The following is a 23,441-nucleotide window of genomic DNA, read 5'->3' as shown; positions in this document are numbered from 1 at the left end:
GGGCGGGCGTCGCAAGCCAGTCCGGTGCAGATTTGGAAGGCAATGTTCAGTCAGTGGCCCGCCTCTAGGGTCCCGCCTTCAAGGCGTCTTGAACATCGCTGAACTTGCGATCGTGCCCGTCCGCTTGTGTCGGCCGAGGGATGGCGACTTCATTGAAGAGACATTTCGCAGGATCCGTCGCCGCGCGATCCGGTACACTCCGTCCGCTGCCAGGCAACGGGTTGCCAGTGTACCCAACAAGGATCGCCACCACGGGAGAACCTGCTTCAGTAGCCGGCATGCCTGTCGGACACAGCTCAGCCGCTCACTCGGTTCAGCGCAAATCTGAGGCGGTTGGAGATGGCATCGTCCGCAAGGTGCGCTCGGCGGTATCGGAGTTGCCCATTGCGCTGGAGATCGCGCAAAATACTCTCGGCATATTTGGTCAAGGTATAATTGCCTGCTGGGCGAGCCTCGACGTGCGGTTCGAGAACGATGAATGCCACATTAAGTGGCGCAATCGGAACTGAATGCAGCAGCGCGAACACGATTAGGTCGGACATTAATCCTCCCAAGCCCTTCGATTAAGAATACCTACCAAGCGAAGGCTGATGATGTCGGTCGCGATTCGGGACGGTCGCTATTGAGGCGAGAAGCCGAAATTGCTTCATGAGATTTGGGGTCCCGTGCGGTCTCGCCCGAACTGCCAATTAATCCCGTCGCGCTGGATGAGCCCCGCGACCGGCTTGCCCAGCTGTCGTTCCAGGACGGGTCGCCACGGCGCGAGATTGAACTCGCGGCTGCGCTCGACCAGCGCGTAGCGCCCGCCCACCGCCTCGATCTGCCGGGTCAGCCGCCCTTCGATGCGCCCGCCTCGTACGGCCTCGACATGGGTCTTGCCGAGTTCGTCCGTCAGCTCGCCGGCAATCCGCAGCAGCTCGCGGCGCTGCAGCAGGGCCATCGTCCCGCGCCTCAGCTGGATGCCGCTCCCCGCTTCGTCCGCCAGGCCCTGCTCGACCAGCCATTGCCGGCGCGCGGCAAGCGCGCTGCGAACCTCGCGCCCGAACCCGGCGTCGCGCGCGACCACCGGCTCATCCGCCCCAAGCGCATGATCAAGCCAGGTTGCGGCGTCGGCGCCGGGCAACCGGTCCAGCGGTACCGCGGACAGCGTCTCGATCGCGACGGGCTGGTCGCAAAGCTGCCGCGTCTCATAGGCGACCGCCCGCTCGACATGGTCCTCCGGAATAGCCCAGCTTCCGTCCGCCAGTCGTTCGGAGAGCCCCGCCCGCCGCATCGCCTCGAGGCGGCGGACATGCGCCTCGGCGAATGCTCGGCCGGCCTGAGGATCGTGCTCGAGATGATGCTCCGCCGAATAGCGCCCGTCATTCGACGCGGCGACCGAGGCTATGGTGCGATCGACCTCCCGGACCCCGGCCGCCCGCGGCGCCACGCGGACGATCGCGCCCTCGGGGGTAAGATCGGTCGCGGTGGCGCGGCCGATGTCGAGATAATGCGCCCTGCCGTCGATACCATCGACGATCAGGTAATGACGATCGCGATGCTCGTCGGAGAAGCCACGCCGGAGGACGCGCCCGATCACAGGCTCCCGCAGTTCACTCTCGATGACCCGGTCGGCTGGCGCCCGCTCGAGCCGGCGCGCGGTCAGTTCGCGTTGCATCAGCCGGATGATGTCGTTGCGCTCACCCATCCGGCGCAGCGTATCCTCCAGCCCGTCGGCTAGCTCCCAGCGGCCGTTGCCGAGATCCTCGGCGAGCCCCATCGCCCCCAGCTTGCGCAGGCGTCCGGTCGCCACCGCCTGCTGGAACGGATCGTTGTGCTTCGGCCCCGTGATCCGGTCGGCGTCCATCCGCCTAAGCAGCCGGCGGTCGATCGCGGTCAGCCGTTCCTGCTCGACATCCCGGCGCAGCCGGTCCTGGATCTCGCGATCAGTACGCGGACCCAGGTCGAGCGTGGCGAGCTCGGCGGCGCGCTCGCGGAGCCCGTGCGCGATATATTCGCGGGCAATGACGAGATTCTGCCCCTGGTCGTCGACGCCGCGCAGCATGATGTGGGTGTGCGGATTGTCGGTGTTGAAGTGGTCGACCGCGACCCAGTCGAGCCGGGTGCCGAGGTCATGCTCGGCCTGCGCCATCAGCCGGCGGACATAGGGCTTGAGGTCGGGATATTCCGCGCCGTCTTCGGCCGAGACGATGAAGCGGAACTGGTGGCGGTCGCCGGCGCAGCGATCGAGGAACGCCTTGCCGTCGGCGGCATCCATGTCGCGCCCGTAGAGCTCGCCGGGATTGCCCTCGCGCGTCACTCCGTCGCGCTGGATGTAGCGCAGGTGCGCGCGCGCGGCGGAGAGGCCGCTCCCGGCCATCCGCACCAGCCGCACCTTGACCATCGCGCGCCGCGCCCGGGCCCCGGCGAACCGGTCGCGGCTCGACAGCAGCCGTCCGATGCTCGCGCCGCGGCCGATCCGGCTGCCATCGAAGCGCCGCGACAGTACGCCGGTCTTGCTGCCCGCGAGGCGCGCTGCGGCGAGGACGCGCCCGCCATATTTGACCAGGCGCTTGGCGTCCTTCGCGCCAGGCTTGCCCAGCCTGGGCGTGAACTCGTCCTCGCTCACCGCCGGCCTCGCGGAGGCTCGCGGAAAGGCACCAAAAACGGCGGATTTCCGCCAGTTGCCAAGAGCCTGTCTCGCGCCGTCGCCGCCGAATCTCGCGAAAAAAGGATGTGCAGACAGTCACTTGAGCAGGGTCGCGAGACACTGCCTTTATCTTGTTTTCCCTGTCTCTCCACCCTGCCTCCCACAAGGCGCAAAAAGAAAGCCGGGACACGCTGCCTGTGCCGCAGCGCATCCCGGCCCGATCCGAGGAGCATTTCACGCATCCGCGAACGCCCTTCGCGCCTGCTCCGCGCGCCCGAAGCTGCGCTTGCCGAGCATCCCGTGCGCGTCGCCATCGCCGTCGACGAGCATCACCGCAACGAACCAGCCCCCGTCGATCCGAGCGAGAATCCGCACCCGGTCGAGTTCGATTTCGCTCTCCCCACCGCCGAAATAGCAGCCGAGCCAGCGCTCCTCGACCCGTGCGTCCCAGAGAAAATCGGCCTCCTCGGCATCGAGGAAACGTTCGGCGAGCGCTGCGCCCGCCTGCCGTCCAAACTCGATCTCGAGCCCCGAGACTAGTGCCGCCATCACGCGATCGGCCGCGTCCGAGATGGATAGAAGCTGTGCCATGATCAGTCTCCGCTTGCGGTCCTCACCATCGAGGACAGCGTCTCGAAGACGGACGGCGAAGCGGCGGTCAGGGCCGCCGGAGCGCGAGCGGAGGCGCCGCGAAGCGGACATGGGGGGAACCGATTTGCGGAGCAAATTGGGGGGTACCCATGGGCCTTGAGGGCCGCTTTGCCGCCCGTCATGCTGGGACTTCACGACGAGCCTTCCCACCCTCACCATGTCACGGCACCTCGCGGCGGATCACGAACATCGCCGGCATCTGGCTCGCAGCCGGGACCGTGACACTCGGCGGGGGCACCTCGCGGCGGACGAGGAACAGCGGCTCGCGCGGGCTCGCGGCCCTCTCGGTCGGTGCCGGCGCAGCGGCGGTGACGCGCCGCAAATAGATGATGGTCTCGGCCGGCAACCTTGTCTCGCCGACAAGCCAAGCGGCGTAGCGCGAAGGCCCGGCATTGTACGCGCCGAACAGCCCAGGATAGCCGAAGCGGTCGTACATGCGCCGCAGATAGCAGGCCCCCGCGACGATATTGTCGGCCGGCAAATCGGGATCGTCGCCAAGCCCAAGCTCGCGCCGGAGCTCCTCCCAGGTCGCCGGCATCAGCTGCATCAGCCCGATCGCGCCCTTGGGACTGCGGATTGGCTGTCCGTCGAGCGTCGTCCGGCCCGCGCTCTCGGCGTGCATCACGCGCGCGATCCAGTCGCGAGGGACGCCGCAGCGTGCCGCGGCCGCGTCGATCTCGGCCGACCAGCGCGAAACCCCATTGGCCGGATCGGCCAGAGCCAGTGCGCCGGCGAGCGCAAGGGTCAGCACCGCCATATCAGTCTCGCCCGGCCGATCAGGTCATGGCCCGCGCTGATCCCGAAATAGCGTCCGTCGAATGAGCCGGGCGCATCCATCAGCAGCAGATATTCGCTTGGGCCGAGCCGGCGGCAGCCCTGCCACCAGGGAAGTGCGCGGCCGCTCGGATCGCGCTCGACGCGCGTGGCGACGCGCACGCCGTTGACCGAGACCTCGGGCCCGGAGGCGCAGACCAGGTCACCCTGCGCGGCGGCGACGCGCTTCACCAGCGGGACATTGGCGGGGAGATAATGGCGCTCGGCGGCAAGCGCGCGCCAGCGCGGCGGCGGCCAGGCTATCGCCATCTCGCCGCGTGCGGGCGCATCGCCCGGCCATACCCAGTAGAGGCCGGTCGGCGCGCTGGCGCTGGCGTTCCACACCAGGCGTGGTGCCGGGCCATAGATGGGCGGCACCGCGAGTAGGACCAACGCCGCGCCGCCGAGAATGGCGAGGCGCAGCCGGCGGAGTTCGCGCCGGCGAAGGGCGTGACGGACTTCGCCCCAGGCGAGCAGCGGCGCGTCGTTGGGCGGGGCGCGGCGGCTCATGGCCGGATCCCGCGCGCGCTGTGCTCGCGGCTCCAGGCGTCGAGGTCGTCGATATGGTATTGGACGAAGCGGCAATGCCGGCGGAACACCGGCCCGTCGCCGCGCACCCGCAGCCGCTTCAGCGAGCGGCTCGATAGGCCCAGATAGGCGGCCGCCTGTTCGGTGTTGAGGAAGGGCGAGCCGCGCTTGGCGCTGGCCGCCCGGTCGATATCGTCGCCGTCCATGCCGCAACTCCTCGGGTGCTTCGAACGGCACCGGGGATGGCGGACGAGGCACCCGGCGAAGAGTGTCGAAAACCGACCCGTGCGATTTCGACACCCCCTGCAAGGCTGCGTCCCGCGCCGGTCGGCGCGGGACGCGAGGGGCTCAGCGCGACCAGATCAGGTTGTGGACGCCCTGCTCGCCCTCGACCAACGTCGCGTAGATCGGGGCGGGCAGCGACGGATCGTCGAGCTTGACCGAGACATAGGGCCGGTCCTCGCGCGAGGTCTTGGTCCAGCCGGCGCCGAACTCGACATTGCCCGAGTTCACGACCCGGTAGTCGGGCGCCTTGTCATTGTCCTTGGTCGCGGGCCGGATGCTCGCCTTCACGTTGAGCGTCAGGGTCCGGATGGTGCCGGTGAACACGCCGGACTCGTCGCGGGTGAAGCTGCCGATGGTGGCCATGGTATTTCTCCTCGTTCCTACGAAGCCGCGCCATTGCGGCCTCGATGGCGTCGAGGCGGCGCCGCCAGCGGCCGGCATGCACCCGGCCCCGCAGGGCCGGGCCGCAGCGAAAGCGAAGGGCGGCCAAAGCCGGCTTTCTTGCCTCGCGAGGAAGGCGCAGGGAGAAGCCCGAAGCCGGGGAAGAAAGCCGGCGACGCCGTTGCTGACCCAGGGCGCGCGGTGCCAGACAGCCATCGTGGAGAGGCCGCGTGCGGCTTTCGGGAATCCCGGGCGTGATGCCCGCGCCGCAACGGGTACGCCGCGCGCGAACCATCCAGCTTGCCGCCACCGGCCCGAACCCACTAGATGCAAAGGGCAATATGGCAGGACCGAGGGAAGCGACATGACGACATCGGACCAGGTCCGCGCCCTGATCGAGCGGCTGGCGCCCGAGCCGGTATGCGACGACTGCATCGCGGAGCGGCTGGCGTTGAGCGTCCGGCAGCACGCCAATATCAGGACCCGCGAGCTCGCAGGCGTAGGCGGGTTCGAGCGCCGAAAGGATGTCTGCTCGCTGTGCGGGGAGACCAGGATGGTGATCCGGCGTGGCGCGCATTGAGGCGCTCGCCATTGCGGCGCTGCTGTTGATCGCCGCCGCGCCCGCCCCGCAATCGGGCGTCGTCGCCTGGGTGACCGATGGCGATACCTTCCGGCTGGAGAGCGGCGAGCGCATCCGCATCGCCGGGATCGACGCGCCCGAGACGCAACCCGGCAACGCCAAGTGCAGCGCCGAGCTGGCCCGCGGCAAGCAGGCGACCCGGGCCGCGATCGTGCTGCTCAAGGGCCGGACGGTCGAGATCGAGCGGGTGGGGCGCAGCCACAACCGCTCCGTGGCCCGGGTACGGCTCGACGGCCGGGACCTCGCCGCGACGCTGGTCGACAAGGGAATCGCGCGCTGGTGGCCGCGCGGGAAGGCGAAGCCCAACTGGTGCCGGGGCTAGGAAAAAGGGGCGGCAGGACGCCGCCCCTCGAAGGTCAGGCCGCGAGCGGCTGCGGCTGCGACTCGGGCACGTGCGCCGCGAGCGCCGCCTCGACCTCGGCACGCATGGCGACCGTGCCGACGCCGCCACGCGCGGTATAGGCGCTAGGCGGGAAGGCCATCCAGCGCGGTATCCAGTGCTCGACCTTGGCGCGTCCTCCGGCACCGGCCAGATGGTCGGCGACGATCCGGCGCAGCGTCTTGCCGGTCTCGCCGGCATTGGCATCGGCGACGGTGGGGCCGGCCACGTCGGCGACGATATGCGCCAGCACTTCCCTGTCGCGGACCAGTTCGAGGAAGGCGGTATCGGCCTGCCACCAGTCCGCCATGCGGACACCGAGCTCCGACCCGACCGCCTCGACCGCCGCGCTCCCCGCGGCGAGCGTCTCACCCATCAGCACCGCGATCACGTCCATCAGCTTGGCATCGGGCAGGTCGAGCAGGGCGAGGAAGACGCCGACGACGCCGTGTCCGCCATGCCCGCCCCGGATCGTCGGGGCCTCGGGATCGAAGCCGAGCACCGCCAGCATCCGCCGCCGCTTGGCGTCGAAGACCGTCTCGCCCCGGCAGGTCTCGACCGACTCCGCGATGGCGTCGCTACGCGCCAGTTGCGGCTCGGCCTCGACCCGCCAGAGCGGCGAGCCGGCGATGGCGTGCGCGACCATCAGCCGCAACGCGACCTTGGGCCGCGACAGCAAGGCGGCGCGCACGGCAGCATGGCGATGCAGGTCGATATAGACCTGCAGCGGCCCGCTGACTTCCGGCCGAACCTGCCTGGCCTGCGCCGCCTCGGGCGTCTCGCCGCGTTCAATGCGCTTGACCTCTTTGCGGGTCAGATAGCCTTCGTGGAACACGACCTCGCCATTGGCGCGGACCTCGATATAGACGCGGCCGCCCTTGCGCTTCGGGGTCTTCACCTGCTCCCAGCCCTGATACTGCTGCGTGGGGCCGATAATCTCGACCGCGCTCCAGCCGGCCTCGAGATAGGCTGCCCGCCGCGCCTCGATCGCCGCATTCTGCGCGGTCCAGAAGGCGTCGGGGTCCGCGACATAACGCTGCTCGGCGAACAGGTCGGCGACCAAAGCGAGCTCGCTTTCCTCCACGTCGAACAGCGCATAGTCGGCGCTGATCGCTTGCCCGCCGAGCAGCCAGCCGCGCAGTTGCCAGCCGGTCGGACAATGCGCTTGCGGATCGTCCCACAGCGCCAGCCAGTCGCGCTGCCGCGCCTTGCTGGCAAGCGTCAGGTGGCGCACCGTCGCGGCATCGATCTTGTCGCGGCGGTAGAGGTCGCGGATGCGCGGCAGCAGATTGCCGAGCGCGAGCGTGCGCCGGACGGCCAGCACCGGCAGCGCGAAGGTGTCGGCGATTTCCTCAAGCGAGCGGCCCTCCTTGACCAGCCGGACGAAGCTTTCCCAGCGCGTCACTTCGTCGGGGGCGAGCCGCGCCATGTTTTCGATCAGCGAGGCCTCGATGGCGGCGGCATCGTCGCCGGCCTCGAGGATCGCGCAGGGGAAGAGGAAGGGCTCGGGGTCCGGGACGTCGGCGTCGGTGCGCTCGCCCGCGACGATTTCCCCGGCGCGGAAGCGCCGGGCGCCTGCGAGAATGCCGAACCGGTCTTCGTCGCCGGGCCGGACGATCAACGTCTGGAGGATGCCGCGCTTGCGGACGCTCGGCAGGATGTCGGAGACGTCCGGCGGGCGCTTGGCAAAGCGCATATTGGCCTTGTCGACATAGAGCTTGTCGAGCGGAAGGAAGTCGAGTTTCATCGGTCTTGCTCCTTGTGGGCGCCGGTCCCGTGCATCTGGACAGCGAGCGGGACCGGCTTCGGTTATGCGGCGGAAGCGGCGCGCCGCGCGCCTTCCGCGCCGTCATTCGGGCGGCGGAAACCGGTCGGACAGGTCGGATGCGGTGTCGCGCGCGCGCCGCAGCAGCGCCTCGGCCCAGAGGATCGACCCCGCCTTGCGCGCCCATGCGGCCCAATCGGTCAGCGGCAGGTCGGTCGCGAAATACACGTCGCGCTCGATGCGTAGCCCATAGGGCAGGCGCAGCGCCTCGATCTCGGACAGCGAGAACCAGCCGAGTTCCGGGCAGCCGAAGCCGAGGTCGGCGAGGCCGAACAGCGCGTCGCCGTCCTCGGCCATCTCGCTCGCCAGCCATGTCGCGGCGGAGAGGGGATGGAACAGCTTGACCAGCGGGCGCCTGTCCGTCGCCTCGCTGCGATATTGCGCGCGGAGCGCGGCGCGCAGCTCGGGGGTGAGCAGGCTCATGCGGCCTCTCCCAGCACAGGAGATTCGGCCCCCAAGGCGAGCAGATAGTCGGCGGCCTTGCTGGCGAGGCTGGCGGCGCGGAAGATCGCGCGATTGTCGGCGCGCAGCACCGCGAGCCACGACCCGAGATAATCGGCATGGCGGACGCTCGGCTGGATTCCGAGCGCGGCGCAGAGAAACGCCGAGGCCAGCTCGGCGACCAGTTCCTCGCGGGCATAGCCGGCGCTGCCGAACGGGTTGGAGAGGTCGCGCGCCAGCCGCGAGGCGTGCCCGGTCCAGTGGCCAAGCTCATGCAGGGCGGTGCGGTAATAATCGATCTGGTGGCGAAAGGCCGGTTGCGGCGGCACCCGGACATAGTCCTCGCCCGGCGCATAATAGGCCTCGGCCCCGCCTATCCGGAAGTCGGCTCGGCAAGCCGCTATCAGCGCCTCGGCAACGGGCACAAGCTCGCGCTCGGGAAGCGGCGCGGCGCCTGCCAGCATGCGCTCGGGCAACCCCGCTACTTGCGCGACGTTGAATAGGGTGAAGCGCTTGAGGAACGGCACCGCGCGGGCCGCGTCGCCCTCGGCAGCGGCGCGTTCCTTTTCCGCCTCGGGGGTGAACCTGTCGGCATAGACCACGCCGACGCCGTGCTCGCCCTTGCGGACGCAGCCGCCGGCCTCGATGGCCTGCCGGAAGGTCAGCCAGCCCTGCGAGGCATAGCCGCGCGCGAACCCCTCGCCCCACAGGATCAGCACGTTGATCCCCGAATAGGCGCGGTTCGAGGCGGCGTTGCGCGGCAGGCCGGGCGCGGCGGCGGCGCTGTCCCAAGGCTGCACCCATGGGAAGCGCCCGGCCTCCAGCTCGGCGGCGATCCGTGCCGTCACCTCGTCATAGAGCGAGGCGCGCCCCGCCCCCCGGTCCTCTCCCCCAGCGCGACGCCTGCTGATTCCTCCCATGCCCAACCTCCTCGACCCAAAGCCCACACCCGGCCCTGCGAAAGCGGGGTGGGCGGCGAGGAAGCCCGGACGGGCCCGCGGCAAAGGGCGGGGCGCACCGCCAGGCCGAAACGTGAGTGGAGGACCCGGGCCAAGCCCGGGTTGCGCCAAGCCCGCGCGGGCCCAGAAGGGCGCGCCGGCCACCTCGCTTGCGCAAGGCCCGGCCAACAACGCCGGCGCTGCCAGCGCCGACCACAGTCCCGCGCCAGCGATCGTCACCCGAAGGGACGGGGACGCGCGCAGCGCGGCCCGGCGGCTTGCCGTAGAGCGCGGTCGCGGAACAAAGCGATGTAAGAAAAAAGAGGAGACGCACCCTTGCCGACACCGCAGGCGGGGCGGCGTGCGCGCGCGAGCTGTGCGTTAGCCGCCGCCGCGCCCCCCGGTCCAAGGCAAGCGTGCATGCGCGGGCGTACATCAACGCGCGGACCCCGGGGGCTTCCCAGCACCCGTGTGTACGCCCCTTATTCCCGCGCGCCCTCGACATCGCCCGCGAGGCGCCGAGAGCCAAAGGTCAACCGGCTTTCCGCTTCCGGACCAACGGGTTGGACAGCTGGGGGATTGAGCGGCCTCGCTTTGCGGGGCAAGCTGCGGCATGGCCCAACGCGCTTCCCGCATTCCGCTGATACGCTTCTCGACGGACGACTTCCCCGCGTGCGAGCGTTTCGCAGCCTGGCACCGTGCCATGGCACCGATGTTCGAGATTCCCGCGTGTGGGGATGCATCCGAGTTCCGCGGCACCGCCTTCACCTATCTGATGGGACGGATCGCTTTCGGCGGTACCGATGTCGATGCGCTCGCCTATTCGCGCACAGCCGCCAAGATCCGCACCGACGGCATCGACCATTATCTGATCCGGCTCGATTTCACGCGGGAGAACCCCGAAGGGCTGCTCTTCGTCATCGACCTGGGCCAGCCGATCGAGCTGCCGCTCGCTCCCATGCACTGCCTGTGCATCTTCGTGCCGCGCGACATGGTCGACGGCGCGATGCATGGCATCGCCGCGCTGCACGGCCGGATCGTCACCGGCGCGCGGGGACGGATCTTTGCGGACTATATGAAGGTGCTGGCGAGCCAGGCGAGCGGCTTGGACAATGCGGACGGCCCGGCCATGGCCGACAGCATGATCGCGATGATGCGCTCCTGCCTCGAGCCCCGCGAGGGCACCGAAAGCCAGACGCGCAGCGTGCTCGATGCCACACAGCTGGGTCGCGCACGGCGCTTCGTCGATGCGCATCTGACCTCGGCGGACCTCGGACCGGAGATCATGGCGGAGGGCCTTGCGATGTCGCGCGCCAGCCTCTACCGGCTGTTCCGCCCGCTGGGCGGCGTCGCCCGCTTCATCCAGCAGCGCCGGCTCCAGCGCATCCACGACCTGCTGTCGAGCGCCGAGGAGCATCGCCGGATCAGCGAGATCGCGCTGACCTACGGCTTTCCCGACGAAGCGAGCTTCAGCCGGGCCTTCCGCCGCGAATATGGCTACACCGCCAGCGAGGCGCGCGCGATGCGCGGGCTCCAGAAGGTCGACCGGCTTGCGGGCGACCCGGAGAAGCTGGCCTTGTCGCCGCCCGAGCGGATGATGATGTGGGGCGACTGGATGAACCGGCTCGCCGAATAACGTCCTAATCGGCGCGGATTTTTTGCGCCGCGTCTCAGTCCTTTGGTCCTGCGTCTCAACTTCTTGCGCCTCGATTGACTTGGGGACCCGCGTCGATCCACTCCCGTGACCGTCTGAACGGCTGATCGAAACGGGGGATCATGCGACACGACAGCAAGGCCGGCGCCGTGCCTGCGCGCGGCTGCCATCCGCTGCGCGCGGCCTGACCACCCGACCGACGGATTGTCTTTTCGCAAACCCATACCGGAGCGCCGGTCCGCGCGCCCGAAGGAGTCCGCATGCCTACGCTTCGCCGCACCGTCCGCCGCCCGTTCACGCCGGCGCGGGTACGCCACGGCCTGCTCTGCTCGAGCGCGCTGGTTGCCGCAGCGCTGGCCCTGCCGGCGCATGCGCAGTTGGCCGCGCTACCGGGCGATGGCGGCGACATCCTGGGGGAGAACCCCGGCACGGTGATCGATAGCACCGCCGCCAATGGAGGCGTCCGGCTGCTGGGAACGACCGGCGAGGTGGTGCTGACCAATGTCGTAATCCGCAACACCAGTGGTTCCAACCCGGGCGGCAATGTCCGCCCGCAGGATGGCTATTATCAGTTCGCGGCGACGGGCGACGCCGTGGCGACGCTGCGCGGTAGCACCCGCATCTCAAGCACCCAGACCATCGGTGGGGATGGCGCCGCGATCTTCCTTGATGGCGCGGACAAAGGCGCCGCGACTCTGACGCTCGATAGCGGAAGCCACAGTTTCACCGGCTCGGACGAAGGGATCCGCCTGCGCTCCACCGTAGGCGCGGCTACTCTGGTCAACACCGGAAGTCTCAGCATTACGGCGCCTAACGGGATAGATGCGGCCGGCCGCGGCGTCGACCTGCGGCTGGGCCAGGTCGATATCCAGGGAAATTACGGGATCCGAGCTAGCGCCGTTGGCAATGGGTCGGTTTCGGTGGTGACGCGGGGTGGTACCATACGCGCGCTCGAAAGGGGGATCATGGTCAGCGTCCGGGGGCCATCCGCCAACGTCGCCGTGGACCTGCAGGGCGCGATCCTGATCACCAACACCAACATGGGCGGCTTCGGCCTGAACCTCGATTATGAAGGAACCGGCGCTTCGGATACCGGCGCGATAACCGTGACCACCAGCGCGGGCGGCACGATCGATGCCTTGGGGCCTGCCCGCACCACCGGCAATGTCGGGATCTCGGCGCGTTCGGATTCGGGGTCCGGCGGCGTAAACCTGGACATTGGCGCGAACATCGGCAGCACCAGCTTCAACCTTGGGATCGGCATCAGCGCCGGCAGCGCCGCGACCTCGAACGGCAAGGTCTCGATCAGAACGGCGGCGAGCATCGTGGCCGTGACGGGTATCTCGAGCAATTCCGGCGCTGCCATGGGCAGCAGTATCTTCCTGGGAGGCAACGTCAGCGCGACAAGATCGGCCGTTATCATTTCAGGCGGCATCGGCGCCTATGACATCGGGATCGCCGAGGGCGTAACCGTCCGGGGCAATCTGGGCGGCACGGGCATGGGCAGCATCGTGACGCGCGGCGGATCGATCGACAATAGCGGCATCATCCGCAACGGTGCCGACGATATCCCCGGCAACGGCGCGGCGATCCAGATGGGGACGTCCAGCGGGTCGCTCACCATTATAAACCGGGCCGGTGCGGCGATCGAGAGCGGCAGCCGCGCGATCTCGCTCCAGGGCAGCGGCGCACACGATATCGACCTCCAGCTCGGGTCGAGGACCATCGGCGACATCGTCGAGGCGGGAAGCGGCGCCAACACGCTGATCATTGCCGGCCGGCTCGACGGTCGCTTCGACGCCAGCGGCACCTCCGCGGATTTCGTCACGCTCGAGGCGACCGGTTCGCTCGCCGGCGCCAGCCTCGGCGCGGGCGACGACACCTTCCTCTACCGCGGCGGCGATCTCGCCGGCCGGGTCGATGGCGGTACGGGTACCGACACGCTGGCGATCGATGTCGGCGACGGCATCACCGCGCAACTCGACGTCACGGGATTCGAAATCCTCGACCAGCGCTCGGGCATCGCCGCGATCGGCGGGGCGATGGCGAGCCTGGCGCGCATAGACATCGGCAGCGGCATCATGGACTTCCTCGATGGCCGCAACCTGACCGCAGACATACGCGTCAATGGCGGATCGATCCGCGCCGGGGCAGCGGAGGCGTTCGGCACCGGCACGATCCATCTGGTCGATCCGACGATCCAGCTCAGCGCCAGTAGCAGCTATGGCAACGACATCGTGCTCGAGGCAATCGACCCGGTGAACGATCCCTCGCGGATCCTCGTCGATGCGGGAATCAGCGCCTATCTCAACGGCCGGATCAGCGAGACCGGCAGCCAGCCGCTGGTGATCGGCGGTGGCGGCACGCTGACGCTGACCAATGCCGCCAACAGCTGGACCGGCACGACCACGATCGACGCAGGCACGACACTCGTCTCGCTTGCCCCCGGCACGCTGGGCCCCGACGGCACTACGGGAATTGTCAACAACGGCACGCTCGTCTTCGACTGGAGCGGCTATGGGGGGCATCTCTCGGCGATCTCCGGCAGCGGCGCGCTCGTGAAACGCGGTACCGGTGCGCTGACGCTCGCGGCGAACAACGGCTATGCCGGCGGCACCACCTTGGAGAACGGCAACCTCATCCTGGGCGGCAGCCAGGCACTCGGTGCCGGTGCCCTGACGCTCACCGGCGGTATGCTGCAGCTGCGTGGCTATACGCAGGCCGCGTCGGTGCTCTCTGGCGCCGGCGGTACCCTCCTGTTGCAGGCCGGCGTGCTGGACGTCAACCAGGCCGGCGACAGCATCTATGCCGGGTCGATCGACTTCAGCGGCGCCGACTATGCCAGCACGCTCAACAAGCGCGGCACCGGCGCGCTGACGCTCTCGGGCGTGCTGACCGGAGGCCTGGGCACGATCAACCTCGATGGCGGCGCGCTGACCCTGAGTGGGGACAACGACTTCACCGGCGAAGTCTATCTCCGCGCCGCGACGCTGCGCCTTTCCGGAGACAATGCGCTGGGACGGGCCGACCTGTTCACCAGCAGCAGCCTCGGCCGGATCGAGGCCGTCGGCAGCCTGACGCTGTCGAACGACCTCTATCTCGGCGGCGCGCTGGGCACCCAGACGGTCATCTCGGTCGATGACGGCGAGACGCTGAGCCTTGCCGGCCAGATCAACGGCAACCGACCGATCGTCAAGCAGGGGGGCGGCACGCTCGCCTTCTCGCGGACCAACTACATGGCGTCCAACATGCTGCTCCAGCAGGGCGGCATCGCGGTCCTGGCCAACCAGGCGCTCGGTACCGGATCGGTGACCGCCTCGGACGGCACGCGGCTGGTGCTCGCGGACGGCATCAACGTCGCGCAAAACGGGCTGATCCTGAACGGCAACCTGGCCGTCGATGTCGCGAGTGGCGCCGCGCACATCAGCAAGGCCGTCTCGGGAAGCGGCAGCCTGACCAAGACCGGCAACGGCACGCTCTACCTCGACGTACAGAACAGCTTCACCGGCGGCATGCATTTCAATGGCGGCACCACCGTGCTCGGCGTCAACGCGACCCTGGCGGGGTACAGCCCGGTCGACTTCAATGGCGGAACGCTGGTGATGAACCGCTTCGGCTCGATCCTCGGGCCGCTCAGCGGCACTTCGGGGGCGATCCAGCTCATCGATGCGAACTACGGCCTGGTGATCGAGCAGGACGCCGACACCCGCTATGCCGGCACGGTCGGCGGGGCCGGCTTCTTCGCCAAGCAGGGCAGCGGCACCCTGACCATGGCGGGCGAGATCAGCGGCGACGATGTCCGGGTTCGCTCGATCTGGGGCACACTCGTGCTCGACGCGGCCAACAGCTATGGCGGCGGCACCGAGATCAACAACGGCTCGAGACTGATCGTCGGCAATGACGCGGCGCTCGGCACCGGTGACCTCGTCGCCGCGATCCTCGAGGCGCAGCTCGAATCGAACAAGAGCGTCACGCTCGCCAACAACATCGTCATCGAGCGAAACGGCTCCACCTACGGCAATCTCGCCATCGGCGGCGATCACGACCTGACGCTGACCGGCACAGTGGCCGAGCGCGGCACCGGCTATGGCGGCGTGCTGATCAAGCGCGGCGGCGGCACGCTGACGCTGGCGGGCCATAACAGCTATAGCCAGGGCACCGTCCTCGAGCGCGGCACGATCCTTGCCGGGACAGACGATGCCTTCGGCACCGGCACGGTCCATGTCGTCGGTACCGGCACGATCGCGCTCGGCAGCGGGCGGGTGATCGCCAATGCCATCGATCTCGTTCGCGACAGCGGCCAGGGCTATGACGGCCAGCTCACCGTGGACGTGGCGAGCGGCAGCGCCGTGCTGTCCGGGCCGATCGGCGGAGACGGTTCGCTCAGCGTCAGCGGCGCCACCCTGCTGCTTGCCGGCGATCTCTCCTATACCGGCGCGACGACCCTGCGCGGCGGCGCAAATCTCACGCTGGGCGGCAGTGGCCTGGTTTCCGGCATGCTCGGTCCGGTCACGATCGACGGCGGCATCTTCACCGTGGATCGTGCCGGCGATGTCGTCATCGAGCAGATCGACGGCGCGGCCGGCAGCTTCGTCAAGACGGGCAGCGGCACCACCAGCCTATGGCGCGAAGGAAGCTTCACCGGCGATGTGACCCTGGCCAACGGGACGCTCAAGCTCAGCGATCCCGGCGCGATCGCCCAGGCCCGGTCGGTGTCGCTGACCGGCGCGGATACGGCCATCGACCTGTCGGTGCTCGATGGTTTCGCCGCCGCCGCGACGCTGCACAATCTCTCGGGCGTGGCGGGCAGCACGATCGCGCTGGGCTATAGCGGTGTCCTTTTGATCGACAATGACCGCGAGACCGAGTTCGCCGGCACGATCCGGGGCACGCTTGAGCCGGCGTGGGTCGGCCGGGTATTCGCACTCGGCACGGGTACGCTGACGCTGAGCGGTGCCAACGACCTGCGCGAAGTCGATATCGAGAACGGCACGGTCAAGATCGCCGGGGCGGGGACGCTCGGCGAGAATGCCCGGGTGTCGATGTGGGATTCGACCCTAGATTTGTCCGGCGTCACCGGCGGGCAGTTCGCGATCGGCGGGTTGAGCGGCGGCCCCAGCACCATCGCGCTCGGCGCGACCACGCTGACGATCAACGATGGCGGGGACATCTACGAAGGCACGATCACCGGCACCGGCGGGCTGCACCTCGTCTCGGGCTGGCTCGGGCTCACCGGCGCACACGACTATACCGGCGAGACGGTGATCGATGCGGATGCGGCGCTCTACACCGCCGCCGCCCAACTCGCGAGTTCGGTGCGGGTCGAGGGCACGCTCGACATCTCGCAATATAGTTTCTCGAGCAGCTTTGGCGGGCTCAACGGCAACGGCACGGTCTCGCTCGGCAGCAACGAGCTTATCCTCACCGGCGGCGGCGACTTCGGCGGTGCGATCGAAAGCGAGAGCGCGGGAATCACGCTGCTCGCGGGCAGGCTGAACCTGTCCGGCACCAACTATTTCGGCGGCAGCGCGGGCATTGCGGAGGGCGCGACGATCGCGCTGATCGGCAACGGATCGATGGCGAACGCCACGCTCGACATGAGCGGCACCTTCGACATCAGCGCCGCCACCGCGCCGGTGTCGCTCGCGGGCCTGTACGGCAGCGGCAGCCTGGCGCTCGGCAACGGCCAACTGACGCTTCGCGGCGACAGCGAGTATTCGGGCACGATCTCGGGCGGCACGCTCGCCATCGCCTCGGGCACGACGCTCCATCTGGGCGGCGGCGCATCGGCGGACGGCACGCAACTGGAGGTGCGTGGCGCACTGGACCTCGGCCTGATCGAGGGGGATATCGGCTTTGCCGGGCTTACCGGCGCCGGCTCGATATCGCTCGGCGCGCATGACCTGCTGAGCGGCGGCGGAAGGTTCGACGGGACGATCGATGGCCTGGGAGGCCTGCGCGCCCAGGCGGGTGTGGTTACGCTCACCGGCGCGAACTTCTATACCGGCGCCACCACCGTCGATGCCGGTGCGACCCTGCGCCTCGACGGCGGCACGCTCGCCAGCGATACGATCGTCGCCAATGGCTTGTTCGACGCTGCCGGCGCGGGCGCTGCGCTGACGCTCGCGAGCCTCGGCGGCACGGGTTCGGTCCAGCTCGGCGGACATGCGCTGACGCTCACCGGCGCGAGTAGTTTCGGTGGCACGATCTCGGGCAGCGACACCCTCTCGGTGCTGGGCGGCGCCACGCTGGCGCTGACCGGATCGGCGGCGATTACCGGCGCGCCGGTGGCGCTGGGCGGCACGCTCGATCTGCGCGGCACGGGCGGCGACACCGCGATCGTCGATCTGACCGGCAACGGCTCGGTGCTGCTCGGCAGTCATGCGCTGGTGCTCGGCGGCAACGACCACGACAGCAGTTTCGCCGGCACGATCTCGGGCGTCGGCGGCCTGACCAAGACCGGCACCGGCACGCTGACGCTGTCTGGAGCCAATCTCTATACCGGCCTCACCCTGGTCAGCGCGGGCACGCTGCGTATCGGCGGAGTGAATGTGCTCGCCGACGACTCGCTGCTCGAGGTGCGCGACGGGGCGACGCTGGACCTCAATGGCTATGACGAGGTCGTTGCGCGCTTCGTGATCCAGGGCAATCTGATCGGCGGCGGCACGCTGCGCGCCAATGAATATGTCCTCGACGGCGGCATCATCGATCATGCGCTGGGCGGTGGCCTGCTCGACCAGCGCAGCGGCACGACCCTGCTGACCGGCCCGGCGGGGGCGCTCGACGTGCGCGTCAATGACGGCACGCTGCGGCTGGGGGCCCATGAGCGGCTCGCGGATAGCGCGGCGCTGCTGATCCGGTCGGGCGGGACGCTGGACCTGGACGCGTTCGACGAGACGGTCGGCACCGCCTGGATCGCCGGCACGCTCGTCGGTAGCGGCACGCTGACCGCGGGCAGCTACACCTTCGACGGCGCGACGATCCTCGCCAAACTGGGCGCTGGGGAAGTGGTGCAGCACTCGGGTGTATCGACCCTGCTCGGCCGGGCCTCCGGTTCGGCTCGGATCGAGGGCGGCATGCTCCGCATCGGCGATGGCGGAACGACCGGCGCGCTGGCGGGCGACATCGCGGTCGATGGCGGCATTCTGGCATTCAATCGCGCTGACGCAGCGACCTATGCCGGTAGCCTGTCCGGTGCGGGTGCGATCACTCAGGCGGGTGGTTTGCTGACGCTGAGCGGGAACAGCAGGGACTTCACCGGCACGATGACCGTCTCGGGCGGGTTGGCCGTAACCGGAAGCTTCGGCGGTACGGGCTCGACCCTCCGCATCGATAGCGGCGGCCTGTCGGGAACCGGACGCATCGGCGGCGTGGTCGCGCTGGCGGACGGTGCGCATCTGGTCGGCGCGCAGGGCAGCACCCTGTCGCTCGGTGCGCTGACGCTGGGCGCGGGGTCGATCGTCGACGTGACGCTGGCCCAGGCATCGACGAGCGCGCTGTTCGACGTGGCGGGCAACCTGACGCTCGACGGCACGCTCAACGTCACCGCCGCGCCGGGCTTCGGGGCCGGCGTCTACCGGCTGTTCGACTATGGCGGCACGCTCACCGACAATGGCCTGGCGCTCGGGGTGGTAGCCGGTTCGTCTGCCGATGGGCTCTCTATCCAGACCGGCGCCGCCGGCCGGGTCAACCTGGTCAATAACGCCGGCGTCGCGCTCGCCTTCTGGGACGGCGGCATCGCCGCGCAGCATGACAACGGCATCGTTGAGGGCGGTACCGGGACCTGGAGCCTGGGTGGACGCAACTGGACCGACGCCAATGGCAGCGTGAACGGTGCGATGACGCCGCAACCGAGCTTTGCCGTGTTTCAGGGCATTGGCGGCACGGTGATGGTCGATAATGGTGCTGGCCAAGTCTCGGTCCTCGGCATGCAGTTCGCCTCCGGCGGCTATATGCTGGCCGGCGGCGCGATCGCCTTGTCGGGACCGAGCGCGACGATCCGCGTCGGCGACGGAAGCGCGGCGGGGGCGGGCATTACCGCCACGATCGCGGCTGCGCTCACTGGCAATTCGATGCTGGTGAAAGACGATCTCGGTACGCTCGTGCTGGCGGGCGCCAACGGCCATTCCGGTGGAACCCTGGTATCGGCCGGCACGCTGGTCGGCGACACGCGGTCGCTTGTGGGCGCCATCGCCAACAATGCCGCGCTGGTGTTCGATATGGGTCGGGACGGCAGCTATGCCGGTGCGCTCACCGGCACCGGCATGACGACCAAGGCCGGGCAGGGCATTCTGACCCTCACGGGCACCAGCACGACCGACTGGACGGTCTTCGGCGGCGGGCTGGTGGCGAGCAGCGCCTCGCTCGCCGGCGACGTGGCGCTGGCGGCGGGGGCCGGCCTTACCTTCGACCAGGCGGCAGCCGGCACCTTCGCCGGAAGCCTCTCCGGCGCCGGCACGCTGACCAAGACGGGCGCGCTGCTCACGCTCAGCGGCGACAGCGCGGCGTTCGAGGGTGCCGTGACCGTCGTCAGCGGCGGCCTCACCGTGACCGGCACGCTCGGTTCGGCCAGCTCGACCGTGGCGGTCGCGAGCGGCACGCTGGCGGGCACCGGCACGATCGGCGGCGCGGTGACCATTGCCGATGGCGCGCATCTCGCCGGCAGCCAGGATGGAACGCTATCGCTCGGTGCGCTGACGCTCGGCTCGGGTGCGGTCGTCGATGTGGCGCTGTCCCATGCCTCGGACATCGCGCTGTTCGACGTTGCCGGCAATCTCACGCTCGACGGCACCCTCAACGTCACGGCCGCACCGGGGTTCGGCGCCGGCATCTACCGGCTGTTCGACTATGGCGGCACACTCACCGACAAGGGGCTGATGCTCGGCAGCGTGGCCGGCGCCTCGGCCGATGCCCTGACGATCCAGACCGCGCTGGCGGGGCAGGTCAATCTGCTCAACAGCGCCGGTGCGACGCTTGCCTTCTGGGACGGCGGCGATAGCGCGCTCCACGACAATGGCGCGATCAATGGCGGCTCCGGCAGCTGGGACGCGGGTGGCCGCAACTGGACCGATACCGGCGGCACGCTCAATGGCCCGATGCAGCCGGTGCCGAGCTTCGCGGTGTTCGGCGGCATGGCCGGCACCGTGACGGTGGACGGCCACGTCTCGGCGACCGGCATGCAGTTCGCCACGACCGGCTACACAGTGACCGGCGGCACCGTCGCGCTCTCGGGCGACCGCGCAACGATCCGGGTCGGCGACGGCAGCGCGGCGGGCGCCGGCTTTACCGCCACAATAGGCTCGGCGCTCACCGGCGGCGCCGCCCTGGTCAAGACGGACCGGGGCACGCTCGTGCTGACCGGCGCCAACAGCTATACCGGCGGCACCGTGATCGAGGCGGGCACGCTGGTCGGCGACACCCGCTCGATCCAGGGCAATGTCACCAACAGTGCGAGCCTTGTGTTCGACCTGGCCAGTGCCGGCAGCTATGGCGGCAGCGTCAGCGGCACCGGCGTGGCGACCAAGGCCGGGCAGGGCGTGCTGACCCTAGCCGGCGCCAATGCCGGCGAGTGGCGCGTCACCGGCGGCAATCTGGTCTCCACGACTGCCCTGTTTACCGGCGATGTCGATCTGGCGGCCGGCACGAGCCTCACCTTCGACCAGTCGGCGGCGGGACGCTATGCGGGGACGCTCACCGGCACCGGCAGCCTCGTCCTGCGCGGCGGCGGGGCCGTTTCGCTGACCGGCAATTCCTCTGGCTTCCAGGGAATCACGACCGCCGGCGGCCTGGTCTTGGTCGATGGCATGCTCGGCGGTACGCTCGACCTGCTCGCGGGGGGGCGTCTCCAGGGCACCGGCACGATCGGGTCGGGACGGATCGCCGGTACCCTCGCGCCGGGCAATTCGATCGGTACCCTGAACGTCGCCGGCAATCTCAGCTTGCTTGCCGGCAGCAGCTATGAGGTCGAGACCAATGCCGCAGGACAGAGCGACCGGATCGTCGTAGCCGGCAGCGCCTCGATCCAGAGCGGGGCGGTGGTCCGGGTGCTAGCGGCGGAAGGCAATTACGCGCTCAATACCAGCTACACCATCCTGACCGCGGCGGGCGGGCTCTCCGGCACATTCTCGAACGTGACTTCGAACCTTGCCTTCCTCACGCCGAGCCTGGCCTATAGCGCCAACGCCGTGACGCTGACCCTCAGGCGCAACACGATCGACTTCACGGCGGTCGCGCAGACCCGAAACCAGCAGGGCGTGGCGCCGGCGGTGGAGGCGCTCGGGCTGGGCAACCCGCTCCATGACGCCGTCGTCGCGCTCGCCGCGCCGGAAGCACGACGCGCCTTCGACCAGCTCGCGGGCTCGGACTATGCCAGCTTGCGCGGGCGCCTGATCGAGGACAGCCGCTTCGTGCGCGACGCGCTGCTCGCGCGCGGCGAACTCGCGGGCGAGGAAGGCCCCGCTGCCTGGGGCACGGCGCTCGGCAGCTGGGGTTCGACGCGGGGCGGGGCGCTCGCGCAGGGCTATGATCGCGACCTCAAGGGACTGGTCGCCGGCTTTGATGCCGCGCTTGGCGGCCATTGGCGCGCGGGCCTCGCCACCGGCTACAGCACGACCGACCTGCGGACCGGCAGCGCCACGCACAAGGCGGACAGCTATCATGCCGGCGGCTACCTTGCCGGCGGCTACGGCATTGCCTCGATCCAGCTGGGCGCGGCCTATGCATGGAACGATGTCCGCTCGCAGCGCCGCATCGCGTTCGGCGGTCTCGCCCAGGGACTGGGCGAGCGCTACCGCGCTGATACCCTGCAGCTGTTCGGCGAAGTCGCGGCCAAGGCCGATCTGCGCGGTGTTACGCTCCAGCCCTTTGCCGGCCTGGCCCATGTCCGCCTCGGGGGCGCGCAGATCGCCGAGCATGGGGGTAGCGCTGCGCTTCACGGCGGCACGCGGGACGAACGCATGACCTATGGCACGTTCGGCCTGCGCGCGAACACGGCGCTCGACCTTGGCCGCACGGTGTTGCGCTTCAAGGGATCGACGGCGCTACGCCATGCCTTTGGCGACACGCTGCCGGGCGTGGATTTCGGTTTCGCCGCCGGTCCCGGCTTCGCCATCGCGGGCAATGCATTGGACCGCGACAGCGCGGCGATCGATGCCGGGCTGGAGCTCGATCTCTCCCGCCGTGTCACGCTCGAAATCTCCTATGCCGGCAACCTTGGCGAGCGGACGACCGATCACGGCGCCCGCGCGGCGCTGCGCCTGCGATTCTAAGCTGCGGTCTGGCGCGGCCCGCCGACGCCGATCCCGGGGATCGCGCGCGCTGGCGTCCAGCCCGGGCCGATACAGGTCGCAGCGCCTGTATCGGCCCTGGCTTTCCCGAGGCTGGCTCGCGGTTCCGGTGTCTTGTCTGGCGCCGACCTTGCGGTTGAGGCGCATGCAGGACAGCCCGCGTTATTTTACACCAGCTGCTGGCCGGGTGCCGCCTTCAGGCGACCGCGAGCAGTGCGTGCTGGACATCCTCGAGCGAACGGAAGCGAACGAGGCCGCCGGCTGGTCCCTCCGGATGCAGGGAGAGGGGAGATTGCAGCCGATCGCTTTCGATCGCTTCCACCAGTTTCTCCCACTCCGCTGGTGTCAGTGCGAAGAGAGTCGATACCTCACCGCCAATTTGTTTCATTGCCACTCCCTGTCCTGTTTTCGCGAACCCGCCCAAGGCCAAGTTCGCGCCATCGATGCCGAGGACGGCTGGTGCGTCCGCGCACCCCTCACCGTAGATCGCTTCTCATGCTACCAGCACCGGGCGGTCTGTCCGCCCCCAGGCCCTCGCCGGAGCCAACTCGGATCCGGCGCATTGGATTTCAAACACCCCGTCCACGACGCATCACTCGGCAGGGCGAGTGCGCTGGTCATGCGCCACCCGGAGGAAATGGAGCGCCGCCGCGATTTGCTGGCGCCATTGATCGAGAAACTCGAACAGCGCCGGAAAGTCCGGCGCCCGATCGTTCTGCTGCCAGACGAACAACTGAAGCCGGAAGGGCGCGCCGGGCGGTAGTAACGGACCTCGGCGGCAGTGCGCCCATGGCCGTCCGACCGTGCCATGAAGATGTCGTCGGTCATCGTCCTACGCCATCTGCACGAATGTGCGGGAGACCGAGGTCACCCGAGGACCGCAGCGCCTTTTCGGCTCTCATTCGCCTCTTTGCGCCTAGTGGCACCCGCGGTGCCGGCACGCAGGGGCGCGCAGAGCTGTCGGAAGCCCAACGCGCCAGGATCGCGCGTTT

The 23,441-nt window shown here is 69.2% G+C and carries 16 protein-coding genes; 4 read left to right on the top strand and 12 right to left on the bottom strand.

All coding sequences use genetic code 11. The features are described from left to right. Window positions 1-296: 296 nt before the first annotated feature. From AC1RJ5_RS09930 to AC1RJ5_RS09900, 7 genes are all read right to left on the bottom strand, one after another. Window positions 297-542, bottom strand: a complete 246-nt coding sequence (locus AC1RJ5_RS09930) for a hypothetical protein (RefSeq protein ID WP_493113107.1) — start codon at window positions 540-542, stop codon at window positions 297-299. Between the two features lie 104 nt (window positions 543-646). Beyond that, window positions 647-2,608 carry a relaxase/mobilization nuclease RlxS gene (gene rlxS / locus AC1RJ5_RS09925; RefSeq protein WP_269574041.1) on the bottom strand — a complete coding sequence of 654 codons (1,962 nt, stop codon included), beginning with the start codon at window positions 2,606-2,608 and terminating at the stop codon, window positions 647-649. A gap of 255 nt (window positions 2,609-2,863) precedes the next feature. After that, window positions 2,864-3,220 carry a hypothetical protein gene (locus tag AC1RJ5_RS09920; protein ID WP_269574042.1) on the bottom strand — a complete coding sequence of 119 codons (357 nt, stop codon included), beginning with the start codon at window positions 3,218-3,220 and terminating at the stop codon, window positions 2,864-2,866. A gap of 220 nt (window positions 3,221-3,440) precedes the next feature. Next, entirely contained in the window at window positions 3,441-4,037 is a 597-nt protein-coding gene (locus AC1RJ5_RS09915; RefSeq protein ID WP_269574043.1) for a lytic transglycosylase domain-containing protein, read from the bottom strand. Continuing rightward, on the bottom strand, window positions 4,025-4,603 hold the full coding sequence (locus tag AC1RJ5_RS09910) for a S26 family signal peptidase (RefSeq protein ID WP_493113105.1): 579 nt from the start codon (window positions 4,601-4,603) through the stop codon (window positions 4,025-4,027). Before AC1RJ5_RS09910 ends, AC1RJ5_RS09915 begins: the two co-directional genes overlap by 13 nt. Then, window positions 4,600-4,827 carry a helix-turn-helix domain-containing protein gene (locus AC1RJ5_RS09905; RefSeq protein ID WP_269574045.1) on the bottom strand — a complete coding sequence of 76 codons (228 nt, stop codon included), beginning with the start codon at window positions 4,825-4,827 and terminating at the stop codon, window positions 4,600-4,602. The genes AC1RJ5_RS09910 and AC1RJ5_RS09905 overlap by 4 nt, the downstream gene beginning before the upstream one ends. Window positions 4,828-4,969: 142 nt before the next feature. Next, on the bottom strand, window positions 4,970-5,269 hold the full coding sequence (locus AC1RJ5_RS09900; protein WP_269574046.1) for a DUF736 domain-containing protein: 300 nt from the start codon (window positions 5,267-5,269) through the stop codon (window positions 4,970-4,972). 382 nt (window positions 5,270-5,651) lie between these two features. On the opposite strand from AC1RJ5_RS09900, the gene AC1RJ5_RS09895 reads away from it, so the two are divergent. Next, a complete protein-coding gene (locus AC1RJ5_RS09895) occupies window positions 5,652-5,867 on the top strand; it encodes a hypothetical protein (protein ID WP_269574047.1) in 216 nt (71 codons plus the stop codon). After that, window positions 5,854-6,249 (top strand): thermonuclease family protein, encoded by a 396-nt coding sequence (locus AC1RJ5_RS09890; RefSeq protein ID WP_269574048.1) that lies wholly within the window; start codon window positions 5,854-5,856, stop codon window positions 6,247-6,249. The genes AC1RJ5_RS09895 and AC1RJ5_RS09890 overlap by 14 nt, the downstream gene beginning before the upstream one ends. Before the next feature lie 34 nt (window positions 6,250-6,283). On the opposite strand, the gene AC1RJ5_RS09885 is transcribed toward AC1RJ5_RS09890, so the two are convergent. The 3 genes from AC1RJ5_RS09885 to AC1RJ5_RS09875 form a co-directional block, all read right to left on the bottom strand. Then, window positions 6,284-8,053, bottom strand: coding sequence for a ParB/RepB/Spo0J family partition protein (locus AC1RJ5_RS09885; RefSeq protein WP_493113103.1), 1,770 nt, complete (start codon window positions 8,051-8,053; stop codon window positions 6,284-6,286). A gap of 102 nt (window positions 8,054-8,155) precedes the next feature. Beyond that, the gene (locus AC1RJ5_RS09880; protein WP_493113101.1) at window positions 8,156-8,554 is read right to left on the bottom strand and encodes a DUF2958 domain-containing protein; all 399 of its coding nucleotides are present in this window, start codon (window positions 8,552-8,554) and stop codon (window positions 8,156-8,158) included. Further along, window positions 8,551-9,492, bottom strand: coding sequence for an ArdC family protein (locus AC1RJ5_RS09875; RefSeq protein WP_493113099.1), 942 nt, complete (start codon window positions 9,490-9,492; stop codon window positions 8,551-8,553). The genes AC1RJ5_RS09880 and AC1RJ5_RS09875 overlap by 4 nt, the downstream gene beginning before the upstream one ends. A gap of 721 nt (window positions 9,493-10,213) precedes the next feature. Between AC1RJ5_RS09875 and AC1RJ5_RS09870 the strand changes: the two genes are divergently transcribed. Further along, window positions 10,214-11,146 carry a helix-turn-helix domain-containing protein gene (locus AC1RJ5_RS09870; RefSeq protein ID WP_269574051.1) on the top strand — a complete coding sequence of 311 codons (933 nt, stop codon included), beginning with the start codon at window positions 10,214-10,216 and terminating at the stop codon, window positions 11,144-11,146. Between the two features lie 278 nt (window positions 11,147-11,424). Further along, entirely contained in the window at window positions 11,425-22,431 is an 11,007-nt protein-coding gene (locus AC1RJ5_RS09865) for an autotransporter-associated beta strand repeat-containing protein (RefSeq protein WP_493113097.1), read from the top strand. 214 nt (window positions 22,432-22,645) lie between these two features. Here AC1RJ5_RS09865 and AC1RJ5_RS09860 read toward each other — a convergent pair whose 3' ends face one another. Both AC1RJ5_RS09860 and AC1RJ5_RS09855 read right to left on the bottom strand, forming a co-directional pair. After that, window positions 22,646-22,837 (bottom strand): hypothetical protein, encoded by a 192-nt coding sequence (locus tag AC1RJ5_RS09860; RefSeq protein WP_493113095.1) that lies wholly within the window; start codon window positions 22,835-22,837, stop codon window positions 22,646-22,648. A 204-nt stretch (window positions 22,838-23,041) separates the two neighbouring features. Continuing rightward, window positions 23,042-23,182, bottom strand: coding sequence for a hypothetical protein (locus AC1RJ5_RS09855; RefSeq protein ID WP_307117672.1), 141 nt, complete (start codon window positions 23,180-23,182; stop codon window positions 23,042-23,044). Window positions 23,183-23,441: the final 259 nt, after the last annotated feature.

This window comes from Sphingomonas sp. GW822-FHT03G08 (assembly GCF_058801135.1).
This window is presented reverse-complemented; position numbering and strand designations above follow the sequence as displayed.

Bases quoted from the DNA above. Each gene is read 5' to 3' on its own strand.
- AC1RJ5_RS09895 (WP_269574047.1), top strand. From the start codon at position 5,652: ATGACGACATCGGACCAGGTCCGCGCCCTGATCGAGCGGCTGGCGCCC.
- AC1RJ5_RS09865 (WP_493113097.1), top strand. From the start codon at position 11,425: ATGCCTACGCTTCGCCGCACCGTCCGCCGCCCGTTCACGCCGGCGCGG.
- AC1RJ5_RS09930 (WP_493113107.1), bottom strand. From the start codon at position 542: ATGTCCGACCTAATCGTGTTCGCGCTGCTGCATTCAGTTCCGATTGCG.
- AC1RJ5_RS09920 (WP_269574042.1), bottom strand. From the start codon at position 3,220: ATGGCACAGCTTCTATCCATCTCGGACGCGGCCGATCGCGTGATGGCG.
- AC1RJ5_RS09885 (WP_493113103.1), bottom strand. From the start codon at position 8,053: ATGAAACTCGACTTCCTTCCGCTCGACAAGCTCTATGTCGACAAGGCC.
- AC1RJ5_RS09875 (WP_493113099.1), bottom strand. From the start codon at position 9,492: ATGGGAGGAATCAGCAGGCGTCGCGCTGGGGGAGAGGACCGGGGGGCG.
- AC1RJ5_RS09905 (WP_269574045.1), bottom strand. From the start codon at position 4,827: ATGGACGGCGACGATATCGACCGGGCGGCCAGCGCCAAGCGCGGCTCG.
- AC1RJ5_RS09900 (WP_269574046.1), bottom strand. From the start codon at position 5,269: ATGGCCACCATCGGCAGCTTCACCCGCGACGAGTCCGGCGTGTTCACC.
- AC1RJ5_RS09910 (WP_493113105.1), bottom strand. From the start codon at position 4,603: ATGAGCCGCCGCGCCCCGCCCAACGACGCGCCGCTGCTCGCCTGGGGC.
- AC1RJ5_RS09860 (WP_493113095.1), bottom strand. From the start codon at position 22,837: ATGAAACAAATTGGCGGTGAGGTATCGACTCTCTTCGCACTGACACCA.
- AC1RJ5_RS09915 (WP_269574043.1), bottom strand. From the start codon at position 4,037: ATGGCGGTGCTGACCCTTGCGCTCGCCGGCGCACTGGCTCTGGCCGAT.
- AC1RJ5_RS09870 (WP_269574051.1), top strand. From the start codon at position 10,214: ATGGCACCGATGTTCGAGATTCCCGCGTGTGGGGATGCATCCGAGTTC.
- AC1RJ5_RS09880 (WP_493113101.1), bottom strand. From the start codon at position 8,554: ATGAGCCTGCTCACCCCCGAGCTGCGCGCCGCGCTCCGCGCGCAATAT.